This window comes from Candidatus Albibeggiatoa sp. nov. BB20 (assembly GCA_016744725.1).
Classification (GTDB): Bacteria; Pseudomonadota; Gammaproteobacteria; order Beggiatoales; family Beggiatoaceae; genus Albibeggiatoa.
The window spans coordinates 1-20327 of sequence record JADGDW010000077.1 but is presented as its reverse complement, the minus strand read 5'-3'; the positions used below and the strand labels follow the sequence as shown (position 1 = coordinate 20327).

The following is a 20327-nucleotide window of genomic DNA, read 5'->3' as shown; positions in this document are numbered from 1 at the left end:
GACTAATAGACGCACCAGCGTCTTGATATTTGTGGACGTTGGTGTGCCCTGTTGGATGACAGCGTGATGCGTTATTACAAGTTGTTTTGATCTCTTTTTTCTAATTAGATAGTTACAAATAAAGAAATTTGACCGACATTCACACTTGCTCATTTTAGCTTTTTATACATGATAAGGACAAACGGGCTTTGTGCCATGCCAAACAGGTAATTGCATATCATTAGCCTCTTCCACAGGATCACCTGTTCTGGATTTAAATGCACCTTCTTCAATGGTTAACTTCATTAAAGCAGTCATTTTTCTTTCTTGTATATTGGGTGGCCTAATATGTGTCCAACGTTCTGGCTCAAGTTGGTTAATAATTACTTCAAATGCCCTATCAAATTCTACTGGATCAATGACTCTTTCACCCGTGCAATACAAGACCGCTGAACGGTAATTAACACTATGGTGATAAGCCGATTTAGACATAACCCACTCTGTAGTTTCTGCGAGTGAAACACAAATTTCTTCTCCTGCTTCTAATAATTTTTGTAAACGACTTTTATTAGCAACATGAAAATAAAGCTGCTCTTCAACACGCCATAAGGTAATCGGTATCACAATCGCCCGACCTTCACTGACAAAGCCAATATGTGCGGTTTTTAAATCATCGACCAATGAGAAAATAGCCCGTTTTTCATAGCTGGCTCTTTTTGCACCTCTTTTAACACGGCTTTTATCACTGCTATTTAAAGTAGTCTCAGTACTCATAACAAATATTCCTATCACTTTGGAAATCAATGCTATTATTTTCCATCTTGATTGGTATGATGATAAGAGCCAATTTTTATCATTTAATAGTGCCAGTTTATGGAAATACCCGATTTACATGCCATCCAATTGAATCCAAAACAACATTTACAAACACAACTGCATCAGCAATTAGTGGATTGGATTTGTTCAGGGCGACTGGCTGCAAATACTAAGCTGCCTTCATCTCGGCAATTGGCACATGATTTAGGTGTAAGCCGTAATACGATTTGTTTGGTATTTGAGCAGCTAAAATCAGAAGGATTTATCGAAACATATCCCAGCAAAGGGACTTATATTGCAGATGAATTACCCATGGGTAGTTTGCCTATTGAAACTGAGCAATATGAAACTCAATATACATTACCAACAATTTCACAATTTGCTCAATCGCTACAAAAAGAGCCTTTTTTAGATGTGCGAGAGACGCTGCCGTTTACATTAGGTATTCCCGATTTAAACGCGTTCCCGATTAAAGTTTGGCGGCAAATCCAACGTTGTCATCAAGATCGTACTGCGTTAATGGGTTATAGTGGCAATCAAGGTTTTAAACCATTACGCCAAGCCATTGCTGAATATCTGCACCTTGCACGAGGGGTTCGCTGTCATCCAAATCAAATTATTATTACCCAAGGTGCACAGCAAGCCATTTCACTATGTTCATTGATTTTACTAGATGAAGGTGACACGGTTTTTTTAGAAAATCCTGGTTATTTAGGAGCAAAAAAAGCCCTACAAAGCCGAAATATTCAAATATCAGCGATCCCACTGAAAAATCAGGGTTTAGATATTGATTATTTATTACAGTTGAAAAAAAACGCAAAATTACTTTATACCACTCCCACTCATCAATATCCCTTAGGTGGCATTTTATCCGCAGGACAACGGCTTAAATTACTTGATTGGGCAACTTCACAACATACTTGGATTATTGAAGATGATTATGACAGCGAATTTTATTTCAATCATAAGCCAATTGCAGCATTACAAGGCATGATGCAGCCCAATCCTGTGATTTATTTAGGGAGCTTTAGTAAAACATTATTGCCTGCATTGCGAGTTGGATATTTAGTTGTTCCTGAACAGCTAGTCGTGGTTTTTGTCCAAGCCAAGAATTTTATGACGGGGGAATCACCTTTGTTAATGCAAGCCATCATTGCTGATTTTATTATTGAAGGTCATTTTATACGTCATTTGCGTAAAATGCGGCAGTTATATAAAGAGAAGTGGTTACATTTAGACAAGCTTATTCATGAACAATTATCAGGTTTGGCCACACCAATTGCAGAAAGCGCAGGTATGCACTTGGCCATTGAAATACCGAACATTGACGATGCAAAATTACAACAACATTTATTTAAACAAGGTTTTAATGTATCCGCTTTATCACGTTATTACATTGGTCAAGCTGAAAAAACAGGTTTGGTTCTAGGCTTTGCAAATACAACTGCTGAGCAGAGAGTTAAATGCGTAGAACTGATTCGAGCCTATCTAACACAAGTGACATAGGTATGTATAGTCAATTTCGTTTTGGGTATTGGGACTTATAAAACTAAGGATTGCCAATCCCGTATCATCTTAGAATAAAACGACTATAGGTAAGTCTATGATACAGAAAATAATCACATACTTTATTCTCCACAACAAGCCTAAACTCCTTGTGGAAAATAATATATTGTTTATATCAATCTTTATAAAGATTGAGCAAATCGGTCGACAAAATATTGCACAGCCTTGAATTCAAACTACGCATTCCAATGGCTGACAATTTTCAATAAACTCTTATTTCCTACGCCTTTAACTTCTAACAATTCATCTAACGTTGAAAAAGGGATAAATTGTTCAACTTCTCTCGCTGCAACAAGGTTGTCTATAAGGACTTTATTTGCGCCCAAAACCTTTAATTTACGTTCCAAGGCATCTGCAGGAAAGGTATTAACTGCTTGAATAAAATCTTCAATTGGATTGATCGAATTAGTACTGGTAGCAGTAGGTTTAGCTACTATTTCCGTACCTGTTAGAGCTGAAACTTTAGCCAAAGTTTGTTCAACTTGATGGTCAATTTCACCAAGCACCTCGAACAAAGAATTAAATTGACCGCCATTTAGTTCAATGGCTTGCATCAGTGAAAAAATATGTACGCTAAATTCACTCTTTAAAGTATCTATGTCAGCTTTAGAAACACCGCCCTCAGATTCAGATAATTGAGCTAATTGTTCTAAAACAGCTTCTAATATACCCAGCATGTCTTGGTTAGAAACATCATCATCACCCGTTAAAGTTTGCAATTGTGCTTCAACTGCATCCAGTTCGATTTCTGATTCGACAACATAAGCACTGATTTTTGTAAAACTTGCATCCATTTCACTGGCTTTAAGTGCAGCAAAAAACTCTAAATCTTTAATTAAAACAATATATTGCTTACCTTCGATGTGTTCTACAATCAACGGTGTCAATAAAGTACCCGCATCAAGTATGGTCTGAGCAACTTCTTCTAGCCACTCTTCTGAAAAATCTTCCCGCTCTAAATTAGATTGAATCTGTTGTAAAGGGAGTTGGATTATTTTCTGCATTATTAAGTCCTACGTTGCCGCTCTACCAAAATACAATTAGCATTATAAACATCTCAAGGGGAATTTTCGATTTAAAAACACAATTTAAAACAGACAGTATTATTATGGTTTTGTGCTGAATGCAATAAAATATTGCCTATAATAGATTTGCAAAAAATCAAGGGTTCATATTCTTATTTAATAGTTATAAAAATTTGGGATTTCAGAGAGTTTGACTCAGTTAAATTATTTTATTACAAACCGAGCTGAAATTAATATTTGAAGTAGAGCTGTATTTATTTGAAATCACCTTGATTATTACATTAGAGCAAACTATATCTCCTTCATTACACAATAAAAATGATTGTGTTTGCTTGCTAATCAACGACAACATGGATGGATAAGAAATGAATCACGACGACTTCATTGTTTCTGATCAGATTTCAAGTTTAGCCGCATTATTTCGGGAGCGAGTTAAGCGTTCACCACAGGCTATTGCATACCGTTATTTTGCTAAAAGTATAAAAACTTGGGAAGATTTAACTTGGCAGCAAATGGCGCAGAAAGTCGCACGATGGCAGGCCGCTTTTCAACAGCAACATTTAGATAAAAAAACCCAAGTTGCCGTGATGTTGCGCAATAGCCCCAATTGGATTGCATTTGACCAAGCAGCATTGGGTTGTGGTTTGGTGACTGTTCCATTGTATTTTGATGATCGTCCCGATAATGTCGCCTATATTTTACAGCATGCTGAAGTGAAATTATTTGTTATTGAAGACCATAAGCAATGGGAAATGCTTAAACCGCACATTTCTCAAATTGAGAGTTTAGAAGCGATTGTTTGTATTGAGAATATAGGTGAAAAGCATGATAAATTAATTAATTTACAAGATTGGTTGCCTCAAGGTGAGTTTGAGTTGCAAATTGAGGACAATGGTTTAGATGATTTGGCTTCAATCGTGTATACATCGGGAACAACAGGCAAACCAAAAGGTGTGATGCTCAGTCATCGGAATATGTTGCGGAATATGCAAGTTGTGCCAAGTTGTACCAATTTTCGTGCGGGTGAGCTATTTTTATCATTTTTGCCTTTATCTCATACTTTGGAACGTTCTGCGGGTTATTATTTACCAATTGTTTTGGGCGCAACTGTTGCGTATGCACGTTCAATTCCGCAATTGGCCGTTGATTTACAGAATATTAAACCCACGATTCTGATTTCTGTACCGCGTATTTATGAGCAAGTGCTGAGTAAAATCAACAATCAAATGAATAAGGCTTCTTGGTTAAAAAGAACTTTATTTAATCAGGCAGTTGAAATTGGCTGGCAATATTTTGAGTATAAGCAAGGTCGTACAAGTTGGAAGCCACAATTTTTGATCTATCCGATTTTGTATCGTTTGGTCAGCAAGAAAGTGTTGGAAAAATTAGGGGGACGATTGCATTTAGCGATTTGTGGTGGTGCAGCCTTGTCGGCTGATGTGGGAAAAACCTTTGTCGGTTTAGGATTGCCATTATTACAAGGATATGGTTTGACCGAGCATAGCCCCGTGATTGCGGTTAATCGTCCTCATAGTAATGTGCCTGCGAGTATTGGTTTGGCATTACCTGAGGTTGAGGTGCAATTAGGTGAGCAAGAAGAGTTGTTAGCCCGTAGTCATTGCGTGATGCTGGGATATTGGAAAAATCCTGAGGCCACAGCGCAGGTGATTGATAAGGATGGTTGGTTACATACAGGTGATAAAGCTCGAATCGATGAAGCAGGGCATTTGTATATTGTGGGACGGATTAAGGATATTATTGTGTTGGGGAATGGGGAGAAAGTGCCACCTGCGGATATGGAAATGCACATTTTGCGCGATACTTTGTTTGAGCAAGTGATGATTGTAGGAGAAGGAAAAGCATTTTTAAGTATTATTGCGGTTTTAAATGTTGAGCAGTGGGAAGCCTTAGCCCAGCAATTACAAGTTGATGTTGGTGAGACGGGTTTGAATGATAAGGCAGTTAAAAAATTGATATTAAAACGGGTGGCAACTCAAATTAAAGATTTTCCCGGTTATGCTCAAATTCGGCGGGTCACTTTGTCATTGCAGCCTTGGACATTGGATAATAATTTATTAACCCCGACTTTGAAGTTGAAACGCAATAAGGTTGTTGAACAGTTTGCCAATGAGATTGAGGACATGTATAGCGGGTTTTAGAACAGGATTGTTTCATTTTGGAATGGGGGAATGTTGTTGCAATATAGTCAATTTCGGTTTGTATGTTAGGACTGGCAGTCCTATAAAATTTTAAATATCAATCGCTTTTAACACGTTGAAAAAGTAAAAACCTGACAGATAATTAAGTTTCTATCAGGTTTTATAGTCAATTTCGTTTTGGGTGTTAGGACTGGCAGTCCTATAAAACTTTAAATATCAATTATTTTTAAAACCAAGGACTGCCAGTCCTGTATCATCTTAGAATAAAACGACATCAATTATGAAGAACTTCCTGCTTGATAAAACGCATCACGCGCAGTTAAAAATCGTTGGTTTAATTCGCTGGCTTGTTCGCCAGATACCGCACCTGCTAAATAAAAGTTTTGCTCAATATCTTGTGCTTCAGCAACTTTGTCTTTAGGTTCAGAATAACCACCTTGCATGGCTTCAGATAAGCGTGCCACTTGATATGCCATACGTGCTTTGGCTTCTTCGGCAGGAGAATCTACACCTGATAAAATCTCAAGGCGAATACACAATTCTTTACGTTTAGCTAAAGATTCATCAGAATAATTAAACTTGCCTGTTGTTGCCATTTTGCAAGCTTTGTCAAACCGACGAGTAATATTTTTAGTGGCTTTCTTATCCAATAATTCAGGTATTGCTTCCCAATCAGATTTAGCAGTCTCGACCGCCTCTTCTGAAACTTCGGCTAAATGTTCTAAACTCGCACATAATTTCGCGCGTTGATGCAAGTATTCAAGCTGTGCATGAAGTTCGCTTGCTCGCTCAGATTGACATTGTCTATCAAATTGTTCCAAAGCACGTTGATAACGACGTTCAATGCTTTCCAAGGCTTTTTTCGGCACTTCGCCTGCCGCTCGCCATTGGGATTTTAAATCACGTAATGTTGACGGAGCGGCTTTCAATTCATCGCCAGATAATTGGCTTAGAGCTTCAATTTGCTCACACACTGCTTTTTTCTGATTTAAATGATTTTGGCGTTCTTGTTGACGTTCTTCTTGCTTCTGTTTGCGACGATCAAAAACCACATCACATTCTTTGCGGAAGGTTTTCCATAAATTACGTTCATCTTTACGCGAACCAGGAACAGTCACATGCCATTGCGCTTGTAACTTTTTCACATCTTCAATTGCATCATGTAAATCACTAACATCTAAAGCTTTAATTACTTTTTCTGTTAAGATTTCACGGAATTGTAGATTAGCTTTACGTTCAGCATCTAAGCGTTTATCTATTGGCTGCATCGCTGCATCAAAACGGGTTTGTAATGGTTTTTTCTGCTTACGGTCAGTTGGACCTACACTGCGCCAGCGTTTTTCAAATTCGCGGACTTGGTGATGAATTTCTTTCCAATCGGGCTGTTCCCAATCAATGGTTTCACTAAAGGCTTCCAATTCAGCACAAATCACTTGTTTATCTTCAAAATGCTGATGACGCTGCTGGGCTTGATCTTCAAAATAGCTTTTGCATGGTTTATACGCTTCATTACAGGCTTTGTTAAAGCGTTCCCACAAAGTTTGTGAATGACCTTTTGTGCCTAAACCTTTCCACGTTTTTTGAGCGTCGCGGATAATTCGTGCGGTTTCTTCTGGATTATCGTCAGGATTTTCAATTAAATGCTCGATTTCTTCACATAAACGTTCTCGTTCAAGGTTATCGCCCCATTTTTCCCAATTATGTAATTCGCGGATTTTGGTGGTAATATCCTGAACCCGTTTTTCTAATGATTTATAACGCTTAGAAGAGAGGCCTTTAATCTCAGCAAACAAAGTCCGTGCATCATGTTCATAAGGCATGGCTTTGTGCAATTCACCTGATTCAAGATATTTTTCAGCTTCTTGCAAGTGATCTTTTAGAGTTTCAACAACTTGTTCGCGTTGTTTATCTTGTTCTTGACGGTGGGCATCAATAGAGTCAGTTAGTTCAGCAAAACGGGCTTTTGAATCATTAACAAATTTTAAATCTGCATCAGGAAAGTCTATTTCACCCCAACGTTCTTGCAAAGTCTTAATATGACGGCCGCGTAATGAGGCATCTTCGCTGAGTAATTTATCACCTTCACTACAGATTGTTTCGAGTTTGCAAGCTAAACGGTAATGACCTTGAAGGGTTTTTAAATGTTGGGTGACAGATTTAAATGTGGTTTGGTAACGGGTTTGCCATTGTTGTTCTTCTTTGGCATCGTCTACAGCCGTACCTGCTTGCCATTGTTGCTGTAGCTCATTAATGGTTTGAGACAGCTTTTCACTCTCTTCATCTTCAATTAATTCACGTTTTTCTAAATCCGCTAAGATTTGGTCTAATTTATCACAAACTTGTTGTTTCAAATCACGAACAGGAGCTAATTCAGCTTCTCGTTTTTGTAATTCAGCTTTTTGCTGTTCATATTCAGCATAAGCGGAAGTAAAGCTTTGTTCTGCTTTGTTATAACGTTCGCTGCAATCCGTTTCTACGTGCTGTGCAATTGAGTTCCAACGTTCTTTTAAACGTAAATATTCAGCATGTTCTTGTTCCCAAGAGGTAATCGTATTGTTATTACGACCAAATACTTCCAATTTTGTGCAAATCGCATCAGATTCAGCACGTACTTTAGCTGGACGTTCTTCAGCTTCAATCATTGTGTCTAGCTTGTCTTTTGCGATGCGAGTTACTTGCTTATCTTTGCTACGAGCCGCTTTGTAAACCCGTTCTAAAGTCGATCTCTGAGTCAGTTTTTCAGCTGCTTTTAAACGGACATCACGAACTTCATCATTGATAGCAATATCACCTAATAACCCTTCACGTTCAATTTTTATAACAGCAGCTAAACGTAATTCTGATTCTTTGCCGTGGGTTGCAATTGCATCTAAACGGTCGCCATCCAGTTTTGCTACCCATTGTATACGCTCATCTAAATCATAAGACGATGCTTTTTGTCCTGTAACAAGCTGTCTAAACAATTGAGTTGCGGTATCCTTGACCACATCCTCCTCTTGTTCGCGTCGAATCACTGTATCCAATAAGGATAAATCAGTCACTCTACGGATAGCAGCCTGCCGTACAATGGCAGCTTCATCATTTAACGCCAGTTCTTTGATGAGTTTGACATCTTCAATATCATCTATTGCTGACTTCCGCACTTCTGGGTCGCGGTTTTCCCATTTGGCTTTGACAAGTTTATCTAAAATCATATTGGTTCTTTTAGCTGGTGGTGACAGTGGCAATTACGGTTACGGTGGTGTTGCAGAAATGATTAATGTATAACGTATCCTTAAGTTTTACCGTGAGATTTATTGATTAGACATGAACTCATCATTATACCAAGCTGTACATTTTTTTCTAGGTAAAATCAACCCTGATGTACACCCATTTGTGTCAAATCGTCACGGGTTTAAATTCGTGATTAATATAGGCTGAAAGTGGCTTTTTGATGTGTAACTGGTTAATCAGTCTGAAGTATTGCGGGTTTTGATAATCTGTATATCATCGCTATTAGTAGATATAAGGCTTATCTTCGTCTCTGTATTTAATCACATAATTTTAGCGAATACTGTTTTTAAATTCATTTTAATTCAATAGGTTAAAAATTAATTTCCTTAATAATTTTACAAAAATCTGATTTCTGTAGAAACTGTAAATAAGCTGAGATATAAATATATTTTGTTGGGATGAGGTGACGATAGGGTATCGCCACCAGAAAAATCAACTATTGTTCTAACTGTATAAAATAAATGAACAATATATTCAGATTAGCTTATTTTTAATCACACTTGAGGGTGTTTACGTTCAATCGGTGTGATGATTTTGTTTAAGGCATTCAAATAGGCTTTAGCGGAAGCCACCACAATATCAGTATCAGAACCCTGTCCATTGACAATATGCCCACCTTTTTCCAAACGCACACCAACTTCACCTTGTGAGTCTGTACCATTGGTCACATTACTCACTGAATAAACCAATAAATTAGTGTGGCTGCTCATAACTTGCTCAATGGCTTTGAAGGTTGCATCAACAGGCCCACTACCGTCAGACTCGCCCACTTTTTCTACACCATTGACATTTAAAGTGATTTTGGCCTGAGGTCTTTCACCCGTTTCGCTACTTGCTTTCATGCTGACCAATGTAATTTGCTCATTCTCTGTACTCAAGGTGTCGCTGACTAAGGCTTGTAAATCTTCGTCATAGATTTCATGTTTTTTGTCCGCTAAGTCTTTGAATCGAGAAAAGGCTAAATTAACTTCTTCTTCAGATTTAAACTCAATGCCTATGCTGCTTAAATGAGCACGAAACGCATTGCGCCCTGAATGTTTGCCCAACACCATCCGATTGGTATGCCAGCCCACATCTTCAGCCTGCATAATTTCATAAGTTTGAGGATGCTTTAACACCCCATCTTGATGAATACCTGATTCATGTGCAAACGCATTCGCACCCACAATCGCCTTATTAGGCTGTACTGGAAAGCCTGTCACACTTGAAACCAAACGCGAACAATTGACAATTTGAGTGGTATCAATATTGGTTTGACATGGGAATACATCTTGACGTGTCCGCACCGCCATCACCACTTCTTCTAATGCCGCATTACCTGCACGTTCGCCTAAGCCATTAATGGTGCACTCAACTTGTCTCGCGCCATTCATCACCGCTGATAAAGAATTGGCCACCGCTAAACCTAAGTCATTGTGACAATGCACCGAGAAAACGGCTTTATCCGCATTTGGAATCCGTTCAATTAAGGTACTAATCACTTTGCCAAACCGATCAGGCATTTTATAACCTACGGTATCTGGGATGTTAATTGTGCCTGCACCTGCATTAATAACCGCTTCGATAATCCGACATAAGAAATCTATATCGGAACGCCCCGCATCTTCTGGTGAAAATTCAACATTATCCGTAAATTGACGCGCGTATTTTACTGCTTTAACCGCATGTTCAATCACTTGCTCTGGCTGCATTTTTAACTTCATTTCCATGTGGATTGGAGAAGTCGCAATAAAAGTATGAATTCGTGAAGATTTTGCAGGCTTTAAGGCTTCAGCAGCGCGGGCAATATCGGCTTCCATCGCGCGAGCCAAACCACATACTGTACTGTCTTTTATGATATTGGCGACGGCCTGAACCGCTTCAAAATCACCTTGGCTGGCCATTGGAAAACCTGCTTCAATCACATCTACCCGCATCTTTTCCAAGGCTTTGGCGATTCTGATTTTTTCTTCTTTGGTCATTGATGCACCGGGGCTTTGTTCGCCATCACGCAAGGTGGTATCAAAAATAATTAATTTATCCATGGGAAAATCCTTTGCTATAAAATCAAACACATAGAAAAGCTTAAAGCCCTAAACCTTAGATGCAAGACGCAATGCTGCACGATTTGGCAAAGCCTAAACTGAATATGTTTGTTGATAAAAAAAAGTGGAAATCTAAAATCGAGTATGAATGACCCCTTTCAGGGTTTCAAAAATTTATTTGCCCGCGCAGGGCAGCAGGATCAGCGCACATAATAATCCCTGTCTAGTGTAGACATTAGCTTGACGAGTTGTCATGGGATTTGCGGCGTACATAATGATAGGTATTAATTTTTAACTAAAAGATAAGTTGATAATAAACTGGTTTTTAGGTTTTGCCAAGCTCTTTTTATGCAGAAAATGCAGTATTATTGAAAATAATATGATGTTCATGTTTGGATTGGATCAGATTTAGCTATGATGCTGTGAGATTGAATTAACCCAAAAACAGCTAAACTAGTACTATAGTCATTTTATTTTAAAGTGATACAGGACTGGCAGTCCTAGATTTTAAAACTATTTAATATTTAAAGTATTTCAGGACTGCCAGTCCTCGCACTTAAGATAGAATTGACTATAGCTGGCTTTGGTTTAATATCAGTATAATACGGAAAAGTAATACTAGGAATAAGCTCATGATTCTAGCGGGTGATATTGGTGGTACAAATTGCCGTTTAGCCTTGTATGAAACTGCAACTGCGGTGACTCAACGAACGCCAAGCTATGTGTTGAAATTGAAAATTGCGGATTTTGCCCATCAAGATGGCTGGAAACATGCAATTCAAACCTTTCTGCAACACTGTAAAATTAAGCAGTCTAAACGGGTGATTCAGCAAGTCTGCTTAGGCATGGCTGGGCCTATTAGCGAAAAGCTGAAATTAGGTCGAGTTTGTACTTTAATCAATGTCAGTCATCGTGAAGGTTGGACGATTTCTGAATTTGCTTTAGGTGAAATGTTTGACTGCCAACCCAATCGAGCTTTTATTATCAATGATATGGAAGCAATTGCGTATGCGATTCCGATGTTGCAAGCGGATGAATTGATTGATTTGAATCCTAAGGCCAACCCACAAATTGGTAATCAAGCGTTAATTGCAGCGGGTACGGGTTTAGGTGAATTGTTGCTGTATTGGGATAGAGTCCGTCAAGCTCATTTACCTTCAGCCTCGGAAGGCGGTCACAGCGATTTTGCCCCGCGCACAGAACAACAATGGCAACTTTGGCAATATGTCAGAGACTTGCAACTGGACGCTGATTGCCCAAATTGTATTGTATGGGAGCGTTTGGTATCTGGATCAGGTCTTGTCAAAATATACCAGTTTTTATGGCACGCTCAACACGGTTCAAATGCGTCTCCAATTGACAAATTAGCAGAAGCTGCAGCCTATATCACCGATACTGCGTTATCCAATAAGGATGCTATTAGTGTCGATGCTTTGACTTTATTCATGCAATTGTATGGTGCTGAAGCGGGTAATTTAGCGTTGAAATATTGGGCGGTGAATGGTGTTTTTATCGGTGGTGGTATCGCGCCGAAAATTTGGAATCAAGACCAAGGCAACGCGTTTTTTGATGTATTTATGCAAAGCTTTACTAATAAGGAAGATGTGTACGCTGAGAAAAATGCCATGATGCCTGTGAAAATGATTTTAAATACCGATATTGGTTTATTGGGCGCGGCACAGTGTACGATAAGTAATAACAATTGAGGATTAAAACATGTCTGAACAAATTAACGTAGAAAATATTAAATGCGGTGGTTGTGCAAACAGCATTCAAAAAGGTTTATTAAAAATTGATGGCGTTGAAGCCGTTGAAGTTGATATTGAACAAGGCGCGGTCAATATTGAGGGTTCAGCCGATCGTGAAGCATTAATTAAATCGCTTTTATCAATGGGTTATCCTGAGAAAGGCAGTGTGGAAGGTTTACATGCGCTGAAAGCAAAAGCCACCTCATTTGTCAGTTGTGCTGTAGGTCGAATCGACAAATAATTTTTAGCATGGATAATGGGCTTATCAAAACTTATAAAGTGAGTATCAACTATGCCAGTTATTAAGCAATTATACCGTTATCCTATCAAAGGAATGACTCCCGAGCCATTACAAATGACATCGGTACAAACAGGACAAGCAATTCCTTTTGACCGTTGTGTGGCGTTGGCGCATGGTACAACTGAGTTTGATCCTGACAAGCCAAAACATCAGCATAAAACCAAATATTTGATGTTGATGAAGAATGCAAAATTGGCAGCATTACAGGTGCAGTTTGATGAGAAAACGGGACAAATTATCATCCAGCAAGCTGGTAAAGTGCTAATTGAAGGTGATTTAGATGAAGATGTACAAGCTTTAGAAGCATTTTTTGCGGATTATCTTGACGGTGAAATTCAAGGTGCGCCGAAATTAATTTACGCTAATGATCCCGATCACAGCTTTTCTGATGTTGATGCACGGGCAATTTCTTGTATTAATTTGGCGACGCTACGAGATTTAGAAGCCACGTTACAAATCCCTGTTCACCCTATGCGGTTTCGGGCAAATGTGTATTTTGATGATGTGCCTGCGTGGGCTGAATTAGATTGGGTAGATAAAAGCTTTGGGTTAGGTACGGCAATTGTTCATGTATTAAAACCCACTTCGCGTTGTGCCGCAACCAATGTCAATCCTGAGACCGCGCAACGCGATTTAAACATTCCAAGCGCATTGGTCAAAACCTATGGACACAATAATTTAGGTCTTTATGTGCAAGTGATTCAAGATGGTTGTTTGAAAATCGGTGATGAATTTACGGTTTTATAAGTAGTGATTGTTTAGGACTGTAAGCCTTTCAAAGACTGACAGTCCTATAGTTCATTCTATCTTGGGTGTGACTTGGGTGTGAGGATTGGCAGTTCTGAAATGCTTTAAATATCAAATATTTTTAAAATCTAGGACTGCCAGTCCCGTATCATCTTAAAATAAAATGACTATATCTATGCTCTTAATCGCTAAAAGGCGCAAGTTTCGAGTTAACATCTGCATCTAACTCAATCCAACGCGCGATTAACCACAATAAATCAGACAAACGGTTTAAATAAATTAACACTAAAGGCTCAGTTAATAACTCCTGCTCTTTTAAATAAACAACTTGTCTTTCTGCTCGGCGGCAGGTTGTCCGTGCTACATCATAAGCCGCTGCTGTCAGTTCATCTCCAGACACTGCCCAGCCTGAAAATACATCTTCTCGTTGCTCTAAACGGTGCGCAGTCTGATTTAATCTATCAACCATTTCAGGTGTCATTTTACGTTTGGTTTCTTTATCAGGTATCGTCGCAATGATACTGCCTAATGTATATAGCTCAATTTGAATATCTTTTGTAAGCTGATTAAATTCAGTTGATTGGCATAATGCTCTGGCATAGCCCAAATGTGCACCCAGTTCATCGATAGCTCCACACGCCTCGATACGCGCATCAGATTTGGATACTCGCAACCCAATCAGCGATGTAATCCCCTCATCACCACGTTTAGTTGTAATACTGCTCATTGTTCAACCTTTATTCATTATTCAGTTAAAATTGGTTCGACAATATCCCCTTCACGTACAAAGCCTTGTCCAACCGCAATAAAATGTAACGTTTCAGGCAAATCACGCAACCAAATACCTTCACTAGATGATTGTGCCAATTTGATAGGGTAAAAAACCACCTGATTTTGTTCATCCACAGCTTTGATGCCTAATACGCCATCATCATTTAAAGACAGGAGTGATGCAGAGACTTTATGTGCCATGATATTTTCTATGGGAATTTCAATGCCTGTGGTAATACCTGCGGACAATATCCGTTTGGGATTAGCTACTTCTATTTCAATACTGAAAGTGCGTGTGGCTTTATTGGCTTGGTGACTAATTAAACTCACCTTACCGCGTATCATTTGCCCTGTGACTAATTGAGCTGTGACAGCTTGACCAAGTTTTACATAAGGGCGTTGTAATTCGCTGATGTCTGCAATAATTAAAAATGGGTCTTCATCCATCACTTCAGCAATGGGCATACCTGCCGTCACATAGTCGCCTATTTCAACATGGCGTTCAATCAATATGCTTTCAAAAGGGGCATAAATTTTAGTGTGTTGTAAATCTAATTCAGCACGCTTCAGCACGGTTCGTGCATTTTCTAGCAATGCAAACACTTCAGCAATTTTCACTTCAGATTGATAGCCTTTTTTAGACAAATTTTTCATGGCTTTATAATTTATCTGATGCTGTTTTAAATTGGCTTGGGCTTCTTTTACCAGTAATTGTCGTTCATCAGTGGCCAATCGTAATAATAACGTTCCTTTTTTTACTCGCTTTCCACGTTCTGTATTGATAGCAACCACTCTTGCATCAATTTCCGCTCGCAATGTTGTCATTCGATAAGGCGCAGTACGCCCCGTTAATGTGATTTTGCGTTGTAAGGGTTCAGCTTTGAGGACTTTAACTTGTACTTTCAGAGGCTGTTTTATTATGGGCTTCGAGCTTGAAATTTGAACAGGTGTTATGGTTTCTTTGGTCTGTCCTGATAATAGCCATAGAACCAAGGCACTTGCGATAAGTAAGGCGATTATATAAGGAGGAGGGGTTGGAATTTTTAACATTTTTATAATGCTTAGTGATGAATATATTATTTCTATTATATCGTAACAATACAGTAGCAATAACAACTCACTTTAAATACAGTCATAAATAGCCGTTTTATCATGCTTAAAGCTAATAAAGTCTGTTATTTGTATAAAAAGTGAGCTGGATTAATCATTACTAAACTATCGTCTTTCCCCACGAGAGTCATGATATCCTGAATCATTGGAACTGGATGAAGATGAGCGAGATGAGTTATTGCTTGAAGGAGGCGTATAGTCACGGCGGTCGCTGTTGCTTGTATTACGATTAACAGGTGGATTGTTTCGTGGCGGCTCAGGTTGGCGTGTTGGTGATGAGTTTCTTGGTGCAGGCTGGCGCACAACAGGTTGAGTATTTCTCGATGCAGGCTGACGTACAGCAGGCTGTCTTACAGGTTGGGCATTTCTTGGTGTTTGTACTTCACTGCGTTCTGAGCGGGTGTCATAGGAGCGTGCGTTATTTCTGCCATTGTTTGAGCTATTTGAGCTTGTGCCATAGCGATTGTTCGGTCTTGAGTTATTGGTGCGCGGCTTATCAACTTCTGAACGTTCATAACGGCTGTCAGAGCCTGAGTTGCGTGAATGTACTCTAGGAGCAGGTTGGCTGTAAGGACGGTTTGTATTGCTACGGCTTGTATTATTATTGGGAGTTGAATGGCTATAGGGTTTATTACGGTTTGAATTCCGTGATTCATAGCGTTCTTTTTCATGGCTGTTGCTATAGGGTTTGGTTCTGGGTGCTGGCTGTCTGGGTTTATCGACCTCGCTACGTTCTCTGCGGCTGTCATAAGTGCCAGAACGGTTTCTGTAATCACGGTCATCATAGCCACGATCATAATCACGAGAGCGGCGATTTTCATAAGGGTAATCGCGCGGGTAATTATCTCTTGGATACTCATTGCGTGGATAACTACGCGGGTAGCCTTGACGGTATTCAGGTTCGTCATGCCGATCGTCGTGGATAGCGGCACAAGATGACAAGAATAGGGTGACAACAAGTAAGCTGAAATAGGTGAGTATGCGCACCATAATATAGTTCCTTTTTAAACTGCTTAGGAGAAAGTATATCGCCGATATTTGAAAAGGGAAATAGTCGATTTGAGTTATTCAAAATACTGCTAAAAAAGTGTGGTTATTTATATTTACTGACAAATAAACCTACATTATCCATTTAGATTCATCAAATAGTTTTGCAGTTATTTATACCTGACTTTGCATCTCATTTTCGTTTATATCAATTTACTCAATATGCTTTATTTGCTTAATGGCAATATCTAGGCCGTAAAATTAAAAAGCAGCTATTTTGTTAATGAATTTTTTTATATGTTCTGATAATGTTATTTTTATAGAGATGTTCATTTGTTTTGGTTTGAATCTAAAATTAAATGCAATTTATAAAGAATAAATCTACGCTCCTGTTTTGTGAATTTATACGATAGCCCTAGTGTTTTTCTATGTCTATTTGGTTGATATTTCTGTATTTTAAACTCTATCCTATCTTTTTATTTCTACTATGCACAAGTCAATAAAAAATGTTATTATTCCAAGTGTATTATCATTTTAGGTAAATACTGCAATTATAAGTATTATCTTTAAATATTAATGACATACAAATATATTGTTTATTTTTTAGCTTGATTTTGGGTGATGAAAACTATGTTTCAAAATTTCATACAAAACAATTGGGTTAAATAATTAGATTTTGATAATTTATCATTCGTTAAAATCAAGTTCGTTCTTATCAGTAAATATCAATTATAGAGTTATAAAAGTGGGTATTGTATGTCTGTCTATATAGTTAATAGATATGTTGTTTTTAAATCTATGTCGATAGGTTGGCAATAAACCTACATTTTTTCAAGTGTACGATGTTTTAAAAAGGAGAGTTTGACCATGACCGCACAACGACTTTTTTTTAGGTATTTATATTTTTTACTATTGCTGAGTTTACCAGTGAGTGGGTTTGCATTCAGTTGTCAGGATGTGACGGAAATTCCTGTGTCTGAGTGTGAGGCATTGGTTGAACTTTATGATAGTACGGATGGTGATAATTGGACTGATAATACAGCTTGGAAACAAACCGATACGCCTTGCGGCTGGTTTGGGATAAAATGTTATGGAGGTGGTAATACAGTTACAAATATTATATTAAGCTTTAATAAATTAAAAGGCGTTCTTCCAGATTCATTAGATAAATTATCTAATTTACAACACCTTAAAATATCTCGAAATCCCATGCTAATAGGAGAAATTCCAGAGTCTTTAGGGAATCTTTCAAATTTAAAAACCCTGACTTTGGAAGAAAATCAACTCACAGGTAATATTCCAGTGTCTTTAGGTAATCTTGAGAATCTTTATTATCTTAATTTGTATTACAACCAATTAGGGGGAGAAATTCCATCATCATTAGGAAACCTTTCAAATTTAACAAGCTTGATATTGGGTTGGAATAAATTAACGGGAAAAATTCCGTCAACTTTAGGTAATTTGATTAATTTGCGAGACGTTGTATTAGAAAAAAACCAGCTCAGTGGTGAAATTCCAATATCTTTAGGTAACCTCATAAACTTACAATACTTTCAATCAGGCTATAATCAATTTAGTGGGCAAATTCCGTCAACTTTATCTTCTCTTACTAGTTTAAAAACAATGAATTTAGAAAATAATAAGTTAACTGGTGAAATTCCATCTTTTTTTAAAAATTTACCTGAGTTTAAAGCTATAGACATTCATAACAATGAAGGTTTATGCAAAGGATTCAATGTTGATTATGCTGGTTTTGCTGAAGTTGAAGCACTGCCGCTTTGTGGTAACCCCGCCATCCAACTCACCAGCCCTGCCAATGGCGCAATAGATATTCCAGTATCGGGTTATGATTTAACATGGAATCCAAATACCGCAGCAACTGCACATCGTATTACATTAAGTACCAAGTTAGATTTTTCTAATTTTGTGGATATTTATTCTGGTGGCGATGGTATGTATTGCACAGATACAGCCAACTGTATTACACAGGATATTTTAACTGCAAACCCACAACGCTATACCGCATTCAATTTAAAACCCAATACAACTTATTACTGGAAAGTCCGCTCAAGTGTCAATCCCAGTTATTGGTCAGAAGTACGCTCATTTACCACGGGTGCAGCACCAGTGACAGGCTGTAATAGCGAGATTCAACTGTCAGACAATTTATGTGAGGGCTTAACCGCTTACTATTCATTTGAAAACAATGCTAATGATGGCAGTGTTAATAGTTTGCATGGTACAGAGCTTGGCAGTCCAACTTATATAAATGGTGTTGTCGGGCAAGCAGTAAATTTAAGTAAAGCGGGTGATTATATTGGAATAGATAAAAGAATAGAGTTACAAAATGATTTTTCGACTGCTTTTTGGGTTAAATTAGATAAAGCAGCCTATATTAATATGTTTATTGGTGGAGCTAATGCTGCAGATGACAATTTATTTAACTTTTTTTGGATAAATAATCAAGATAATGATGCCTTTCATGGGCTTGCTTATGCCGACAAGACTGGTTTTGATTTAGTTAACCAAAAATGGAATTTTATTGTTTATAGTCGCCAAGGAAATAATCTTAATTTATATGTAAATGGTGAGCTTTATAGCTCTTATGATGTTTCCTCATCACCTACAGACCTACTTATTGATTATCTTGTTATTGGAGGCGATCAAGATTGTCTTGGTGGATGCTTTGATAACACTGAAGTTTTATTGGGTAGCATGGATGAACTCATGATTCACAACCGTGCTTTATCACCTGAAGAAATCCAAACCTATTACAACGAAACCAAACCCACAGAATTTAGCTGCACAAACGTCACAGAAATCCCACAATCAGAGTGTGAAGCATTAGTTGCACTTTATGATTACACTGGCGGCGATAATTATTGGATTGATAATACAGATTGGAAACAGACCAATATACCTTGTAGTTGGTTTGGTGTAGATTGTGAGAACAATAGAGTCACTGGGATTAGGCTATCTTCTAATCAGTTAAGAGGCTCTATCTATTCTGCTAAACTAGGTAATTTTTCTAATTTAACTCACCTTGAATTAGCAAATAATCTATTAGTGGGGAAAATTCCTGCTGAATTAAGTAATCTTACCAATTTACTACAGCTTCAATTGCAAATAAATACATTAACAGGTGAAATCCCTGAATTAGGTAATTTTTCTAATTTACAAATACTCAATTTAAGTAGAAACGGTTTAACTGGAATCATTCCTAGTGAGCTAGGAAATCTTTCTAATTTAACTGAGCTTTATTTAAATAATAATGAGTTAGATGGTAATATTCCTGCTGAATTGGGAAATCTTTCTAGTTTGCAAATACTCAATCTATCTGGAAACAATTTAATTGGAACAATTCCTACAGAGCTAGAAAACCTCCTTAACTTAGAATTTCTTTATTTAACTACAAACAAATTCACTGATACGATTCCTAGTGAGTTAGGAAATCTTTCTAATTTAATTGAGCTTCATTTAACTTATAATCAATTAAGTGGAAAAATACCTGCTGAATTAGGCAACTTATCTAACCTAGTTAAGCTGGCACTATACGATAATCAATTAAGCGGAAAAATACCTGCTGAATTAGGCAGCTTATCTAACTTAACCCACCTTTATTTACAAAAAAATCAGCTAAATGGTGAAATTCCCATAGAACTAGGAAATCTTTCTAATTTAATTTATCTTTACTTAAATGAGAATCAGTTAACTGGTGAAATTCCTGTCGAACCAAAGAATTTTTCTAGCTTAGGTCAACTTGTTTTATCAGATAATCAATTAAGTGGAGAAATTCCTGCTGAGTTAAGCTTACACCCTAG

Annotated in this window: 13 protein-coding genes; 6 read left to right on the top strand and 7 right to left on the bottom strand. The window is 37.8% G+C overall.

Annotated elements, in window-relative coordinates:
* Nucleotides 1–162 precede the first annotated feature (162 nt).
* Nucleotides 163–753, bottom strand: coding sequence for a pyridoxamine 5'-phosphate oxidase family protein (locus ABXH34_RS10100; RefSeq protein ID WP_353571757.1), 591 nt, complete (start codon nucleotides 751–753; stop codon nucleotides 163–165).
* A 99-nt stretch (nucleotides 754–852) separates the two neighbouring features.
* Between ABXH34_RS10100 and pdxR the strand changes: the two genes are divergently transcribed.
* The gene (gene pdxR, locus ABXH34_RS10095; protein WP_353571756.1) at nucleotides 853–2301 is read left to right on the top strand and encodes a MocR-like pyridoxine biosynthesis transcription factor PdxR; all 1449 of its coding nucleotides are present in this window, start codon (nucleotides 853–855) and stop codon (nucleotides 2299–2301) included.
* Nucleotides 2302–2537: 236 nt separating this feature from the next.
* Here the strand turns inward: pdxR and ABXH34_RS10090 are convergent, their stop codons facing one another.
* Nucleotides 2538–3365, bottom strand: coding sequence for a ParB N-terminal domain-containing protein (locus tag ABXH34_RS10090; protein WP_353571755.1), 828 nt, complete (start codon nucleotides 3363–3365; stop codon nucleotides 2538–2540).
* Nucleotides 3366–3751: 386 nt separating this feature from the next.
* On the opposite strand from ABXH34_RS10090, the gene ABXH34_RS10085 reads away from it, so the two are divergent.
* Entirely contained in the window at nucleotides 3752–5545 is a 1794-nt protein-coding gene (locus ABXH34_RS10085) for an AMP-dependent synthetase/ligase (RefSeq protein WP_353571754.1), read from the top strand.
* A gap of 278 nt (nucleotides 5546–5823) precedes the next feature.
* Here the strand turns inward: ABXH34_RS10085 and ABXH34_RS10080 are convergent, their stop codons facing one another.
* Both ABXH34_RS10080 and ABXH34_RS10075 read right to left on the bottom strand, forming a co-directional pair.
* Nucleotides 5824–8739 carry a DUF349 domain-containing protein gene (locus tag ABXH34_RS10080; protein WP_353571753.1) on the bottom strand — a complete coding sequence of 972 codons (2916 nt, stop codon included), beginning with the start codon at nucleotides 8737–8739 and terminating at the stop codon, nucleotides 5824–5826.
* 573 nt (nucleotides 8740–9312) lie between these two features.
* Complete coding sequence (locus tag ABXH34_RS10075; RefSeq protein ID WP_353571752.1) at nucleotides 9313–10842, bottom strand: 2-isopropylmalate synthase; 1530 nt, start codon at nucleotides 10840–10842, stop codon at nucleotides 9313–9315.
* Nucleotides 10843–11474: 632 nt separating this feature from the next.
* Between ABXH34_RS10075 and ABXH34_RS10070 the strand changes: the two genes are divergently transcribed.
* From ABXH34_RS10070 to ABXH34_RS10060, 3 genes are read left to right on the top strand one after another with little or no spacing between them, the layout of a single operon-like run.
* Nucleotides 11475–12548 (top strand): glucokinase, encoded by a 1074-nt coding sequence (locus ABXH34_RS10070; RefSeq protein WP_353571751.1) that lies wholly within the window; start codon nucleotides 11475–11477, stop codon nucleotides 12546–12548.
* A 10-nt stretch (nucleotides 12549–12558) separates the two neighbouring features.
* Complete coding sequence (locus ABXH34_RS10065) at nucleotides 12559–12831, top strand: heavy-metal-associated domain-containing protein (protein WP_353571750.1); 273 nt, start codon at nucleotides 12559–12561, stop codon at nucleotides 12829–12831.
* A 51-nt stretch (nucleotides 12832–12882) separates the two neighbouring features.
* A complete protein-coding gene (locus ABXH34_RS10060) occupies nucleotides 12883–13638 on the top strand; it encodes an MOSC domain-containing protein (protein WP_353571749.1) in 756 nt (251 codons plus the stop codon).
* A 181-nt stretch (nucleotides 13639–13819) separates the two neighbouring features.
* On the opposite strand, the gene ABXH34_RS10055 is transcribed toward ABXH34_RS10060, so the two are convergent.
* From ABXH34_RS10055 to ABXH34_RS10045, 3 genes are all read right to left on the bottom strand, one after another.
* Complete coding sequence (locus ABXH34_RS10055; RefSeq protein ID WP_353571748.1) at nucleotides 13820–14365, bottom strand: cob(I)yrinic acid a,c-diamide adenosyltransferase; 546 nt, start codon at nucleotides 14363–14365, stop codon at nucleotides 13820–13822.
* Nucleotides 14366–14382: 17 nt separating this feature from the next.
* A complete protein-coding gene (locus ABXH34_RS10050; protein ID WP_353571747.1) occupies nucleotides 14383–15459 on the bottom strand; it encodes an efflux RND transporter periplasmic adaptor subunit in 1077 nt (358 codons plus the stop codon).
* 165 nt (nucleotides 15460–15624) lie between these two features.
* On the bottom strand, nucleotides 15625–16509 hold the full coding sequence (locus tag ABXH34_RS10045) for a hypothetical protein (RefSeq protein WP_353571746.1): 885 nt from the start codon (nucleotides 16507–16509) through the stop codon (nucleotides 15625–15627).
* 864 nt (nucleotides 16510–17373) lie between these two features.
* Between ABXH34_RS10045 and ABXH34_RS10040 the strand changes: the two genes are divergently transcribed.
* Nucleotides 17374–20327 (top strand): leucine-rich repeat domain-containing protein (locus ABXH34_RS10040; protein ID WP_353571745.1); only part of this gene is annotated, 2954 nt, incomplete at its 3' end.

Bases quoted from the DNA above. Each gene is read 5' to 3' on its own strand.
- ABXH34_RS10100 (WP_353571757.1), bottom strand. From the start codon at position 753: ATGAGTACTGAGACTACTTTAAATAGCAGTGATAAAAGCCGTGTTAAA.
- pdxR (WP_353571756.1), top strand. From the start codon at position 853: ATGGAAATACCCGATTTACATGCCATCCAATTGAATCCAAAACAACAT.
- ABXH34_RS10090 (WP_353571755.1), bottom strand. From the start codon at position 3,365: ATGCAGAAAATAATCCAACTCCCTTTACAACAGATTCAATCTAATTTA.
- ABXH34_RS10085 (WP_353571754.1), top strand. From the start codon at position 3,752: ATGAATCACGACGACTTCATTGTTTCTGATCAGATTTCAAGTTTAGCC.
- ABXH34_RS10080 (WP_353571753.1), bottom strand. From the start codon at position 8,739: ATGATTTTAGATAAACTTGTCAAAGCCAAATGGGAAAACCGCGACCCA.
- ABXH34_RS10075 (WP_353571752.1), bottom strand. From the start codon at position 10,842: ATGGATAAATTAATTATTTTTGATACCACCTTGCGTGATGGCGAACAA.
- ABXH34_RS10070 (WP_353571751.1), top strand. From the start codon at position 11,475: ATGATTCTAGCGGGTGATATTGGTGGTACAAATTGCCGTTTAGCCTTG.
- ABXH34_RS10065 (WP_353571750.1), top strand. From the start codon at position 12,559: ATGTCTGAACAAATTAACGTAGAAAATATTAAATGCGGTGGTTGTGCA.
- ABXH34_RS10060 (WP_353571749.1), top strand. From the start codon at position 12,883: ATGCCAGTTATTAAGCAATTATACCGTTATCCTATCAAAGGAATGACT.
- ABXH34_RS10055 (WP_353571748.1), bottom strand. From the start codon at position 14,365: ATGAGCAGTATTACAACTAAACGTGGTGATGAGGGGATTACATCGCTG.
- ABXH34_RS10050 (WP_353571747.1), bottom strand. From the start codon at position 15,459: ATGTTAAAAATTCCAACCCCTCCTCCTTATATAATCGCCTTACTTATC.
- ABXH34_RS10045 (WP_353571746.1), bottom strand. From the start codon at position 16,509: ATGGTGCGCATACTCACCTATTTCAGCTTACTTGTTGTCACCCTATTC.